The sequence below is a fragment of the Hyella patelloides LEGE 07179 genome (genome assembly GCF_900659865.1).
Classification (GTDB): Bacteria; Cyanobacteriota; Cyanobacteriia; order Cyanobacteriales; family Xenococcaceae; genus Hyella; species Hyella patelloides.
Genome location: NZ_LR213797.1, coordinates 1 through 3,923, shown reverse-complemented (window position 1 = coordinate 3,923; position 3,923 = coordinate 1). Strand labels below are relative to the sequence as shown.

Below are 3,923 nucleotides of genomic sequence, written 5' to 3'. Positions count from 1 at the left end.
AAGCTTCTCCTAAAATAAACAGCCTGGCTCATAAAGCTATGGTTGCCATAAACAACCGTCTCAAAAGCTCATGAAGTTCTGCCCAACTCATTTTTGTAAACATTGTAGATATGCTTCATAGTATGATTCAACCCTGCTTTAAGTTGTCTCTTTAATTAAAGATATTGTTTTTGCTCTTGTTTATTAATTTGACACTATGAATTAATTAAGTAATCATCCTTATGACATAAATTGTTGGTTCTGTTGTAGGGGAATGGCAACGATACTTTAGTGCGACTTTTTTAGTTTAAATGTCCTAACAAAAAGTACAAGGAACACTAGCTTGGTTTCAATAATTGAACCATGATAACTGAATTCTCCGTGCGGGTGAAAGAACCCTTAGTCAATGGGAACTAGATAAATCGGGAAAGAAAGTTGCCTTAAAAATCGAGCGCTATTTTGAATCTGGTTCTACAATCTGTCAATGAAATATGCACCGCCTCAAATACCACTGGCAGACACCTTACTGGAGAATTTAATCGAGTTGTAGAGAATTTTTTAAACGCATAACCTTTCTATGCTTGGCGCGCTTCCCTTGCCCCCAAATGCGATGGGGATGAACGTCTTAAGCCACTAGGAGCATCCGCTTTTTAAGTTTAATCAATTGTTTTAAATTCATGTCTCAGTCACTAACAGCAAACAGCTAACAGCCAAAAACTAATCCCTCTTTTGCAACTATTGGGAATGAAGTAAGAATTAATCACCATTTGAAGGACTTTGTTCTTTTCTACTTTTCCCTATTTCTTTGGGTTTATTGCCCCATAATCATAAAAGAGAAATAAAATAGCGATCGCCTTTGGGGGAATAAAGGAGATGACCAAATCGATGGTGGTACGGGTTTTGATTTACTGTTTGAATGATATTTTAAGCGATCTTGATAGTGGCGATCGCATCACAATCGCTCGATTGCTGAACCACACCAGTAGCATTGTAGATTATCAAGATAGTGAAGCCTATCAAAATGAGCTCTTGGCAGACCCCACTAGAATTTGGCAGCCAGAGGAAAAACTTGCTTATGTGAGTGAACTAGAACCATACTCTGAGCCTGGCGAAGAATCGCAATATTCAGCCAGTAACTATCAATTGCTCGATTTATAGTCATTCCAATTAATTTCCTGACGTTGTTCAACATCGGTAAAAGGATGAGGAATGAAGGATGAAGGATGAAGGATTAAAAGTAGTACTGAGTAACTTGTGGTTTCTATTTGGAATTACTATAAATCAGGACTAAATTTTGAGAAAAAGTTATTTCGCAACAAGTCTAAAATCTCTAATCCGTGGTAGGCATTTCAAAATCAAGATTGATTGGTCGATCGCAAAGCTGACTGCTAGTTGTAACCTCTGTGGTCGGAATATCTAGACTAACAGCTTCAAATTGCAACAGATCGCACCAAACTCGACCCGAACCAACTAGCAAGATACCAAAAGCGATACGATTGCCCGCAGCAGGTATATCTAATACCACTGAATACCTCGTCCAGTCAGTTGTACCCTTAATCGAACGATTCTGCATATTATCAAAGCTCAACACTTGATTTTCACCGTCAACCCTCATCCATAGACCCGTCCAATTTTCCACTGCCTCGGTTTTAATATAGCCAGATAGCTGTAGTCGTCGATCGCAATAGCGGTCGGCTTTAAACTCTTGCATTAGTGTTCCAAAACCTTCTGCCTGCGGATATTTAGACTGAATAAGGACGCTTGTTTGTCCTTGGTAAGCTACTGTGTTGTCCAGTCTCACATCATAGTCATGAGGGTGAGAACCCGCGACAAACCAACCTGGTGGAACATGAGACTGAAAATCTTCTGGAGTATTGTTCTTGTTCAATGATTGCGGATTTGGTTTGGTGTAGTCTTCCTCACTTAGAATTAAACCAAAAGCACTAAAGCAAAGTATCAGGCTTTGCTTATCAACCCCCGTTTCTCGGTTTAAAATCTTAGCTACTGTAATTGGTGCTAGCCCACTGCGTTGGCTCAATTCTTCAAAAGTATAGCGATCGCCATTATTTTCCCAGATTTCCACCTTCTGCTTTGCAGCTTGAAGTTTTTGTAAGCCTATATTGGTTAAAACTATGCCACGTTTTCGTTTTTGTTTCTGTTGTGTCATATAACCTGTAACCTGTGTTGCTCTGCTTACTCAGCTATTCATTAAGTGTCTCAAACGATAAATTAGCAGGTGATTGAGAGCTACTTTGGGTATTTTCTAAATTAGTGGTTGGGATTTCGGTGTCAACAACTTCAAATTGAAGATCGTCCATCCAGACTTGTCCTGACCCTGACAATAGAAGCCCAAAGGCAATATTCTTACTTGCTACGGGGACATCTAAGACAATATCATAAGATTGCCAGTCGTTCGAGCCTTTAATGGGGCGTTGTTGCATATTATCAAAACTCAATACCTGACCAGAAGTACCATCGACTCTCATCCAGAGTCCTGCCCAGTCTTCAACAGCCTCAGCCTTGACATATCCCCTCAGTCGTAGTCGCTGACCTCGATAAGTACTAGCATCAAAGACCTGCATCAGAGTACCAAATCCCTTGATTGCACCAGGTTGAGCTTGAATCGTACCACTAGCACGACCATTGCGCTTCTCGCGGAGGTCAGCACCCATAGCGTAGTCCTGGGGACGGCTACCAGCTTCAAACCATTGCTGTAAGGGAGCAAATTCCACATCGCTTGATTCAGATAAAATAACCTTACTAGCGATCGGTGTAGCTGGCAGGCTATGCTCGATCGTATTTACGCCATTGAGAGCTATCCGATCCTTTAAGAAACTGCCTAGGATAATAAACCCGATTAGTCTTAATAGCAGTAATATTTTTGTCTGAAATTTAGAGAGGCGAAACATAATTTCAAGATTGAATCCATTTTTCTTTAAAAGTTAATTTAGGCTTACGGTCAGGACAAGTCAATGAAAGATCCCTATCTTAAGCGTTAACTTAGGGAAAAAGTTTAAAAAATTACCAGAGATGAGATAGCCTAATTTTAGGTAGCTTATCTTTGCAAGCCTTTATGTCTCAAAAAACTGCTTCTTCTACTAAGACATCTCCTTCTCTGCCAAAGGTAAGGATTTTAATAGTCGAAGATGATCCCTTAATGCAGTTAGGTTTAGAACAAGCTTTCGCAGATATCTCTCATTTAGAAATAATTGGTCAAGCAGAAGATGGCTATTTAGGTATTCAAGCAGCCTTGCAACTTAAACCAGACCTAGTAATCATGGATATTGGTTGACCACGCCTTGATGGGATTGCTACTACTCAAAAAATTAAAGAAACACTGCCAGACATAGGAGTAGTAATGCTAACCTCTCATACTTTAGAGACAGAAGTAATTGCTGCCCTTGCTGCTGGTGCTGATGCTTATTGTGTTAAAGGAGGAAAAATTGAGCGTTTACTTATGGCGATCGCTATAGCCCAAGACGGAGCAAAATATCTCGATCCGCAAATAGCTCAAGTAGTAGTTAAACATTTGAAGCCAGCTTCTTCCCAATATAAAATAGGTAATTTATCAGAACGAGAAATGGACGTTCTTAAGCTAATAGTTGAGGGTAAAAGTAATCCAGAAATTGCAGCAGCCCTTCATTTAAGTCGCAATACAATCAAAACTCACGTCAGAAGCATATTAAACAAGTTAACAGTTGACGATCGCGTACAAGCAGCAGTAGTAGCATTACGCTCTGGCTTGATTTCCTAGGACTTGTTTCTAAGACATATGGGCTTTACCCAGTTTGGCTCTGGGTAAAGTCTCGATCGGATACAATGGAGTTGAAATACTCAATGATTAGTAAAGTAGTCCACACCTAAAAATCAAGAAGCCTTTTTGTAATTATTTAGGGTTTGCTGAAAAAGTAAGCGAAAAAATTTACAAGAATCAGCTTGTTTAA

General features: G+C 39.7%; 3 protein-coding genes and 2 pseudogenes. 3 read left to right on the top strand and 2 right to left on the bottom strand.

Annotated elements, in window-relative coordinates; all coding sequences use genetic code 11:
* Positions 1–854 precede the first annotated feature (854 nt).
* Positions 855–899: pseudogene (locus H1P_RS39800) on the top strand (hypothetical protein); the annotation flags it as partial.
* Complete coding sequence (locus H1P_RS07475; protein WP_425461525.1) at positions 880–1,137, top strand: serine hydrolase; 258 nt, start codon at positions 880–882, stop codon at positions 1,135–1,137. The pseudogene H1P_RS39800 and the gene H1P_RS07475, both read left to right, overlap by 20 nt.
* 172 nt (positions 1,138–1,309) lie before the next feature.
* Here H1P_RS07475 and H1P_RS07470 read toward each other — a convergent pair whose 3' ends face one another.
* Together H1P_RS07470 and H1P_RS07465 are read right to left on the bottom strand one after the other, a co-directional pair.
* Positions 1,310–2,146, bottom strand: coding sequence for a hypothetical protein (locus tag H1P_RS07470; protein ID WP_144865668.1), 837 nt, complete (start codon positions 2,144–2,146; stop codon positions 1,310–1,312).
* Between the two features lie 34 nt (positions 2,147–2,180).
* Complete coding sequence (locus H1P_RS07465; RefSeq protein WP_144865666.1) at positions 2,181–2,888, bottom strand: hypothetical protein; 708 nt, start codon at positions 2,886–2,888, stop codon at positions 2,181–2,183.
* 164 nt (positions 2,889–3,052) lie between these two features.
* On the opposite strand from H1P_RS07465, the pseudogene H1P_RS39275 reads away from it, so the two are divergent.
* Positions 3,053–3,733: pseudogene (locus H1P_RS39275) on the top strand (response regulator).
* Positions 3,734–3,923: the final 190 nt, after the last annotated feature.

Bases quoted from the DNA above. Each gene is read 5' to 3' on its own strand.
- H1P_RS07470 (WP_144865668.1), bottom strand. From the start codon at position 2,146: ATGACACAACAGAAACAAAAACGAAAACGTGGCATAGTTTTAACCAAT.
- H1P_RS07465 (WP_144865666.1), bottom strand. From the start codon at position 2,888: ATGTTTCGCCTCTCTAAATTTCAGACAAAAATATTACTGCTATTAAGA.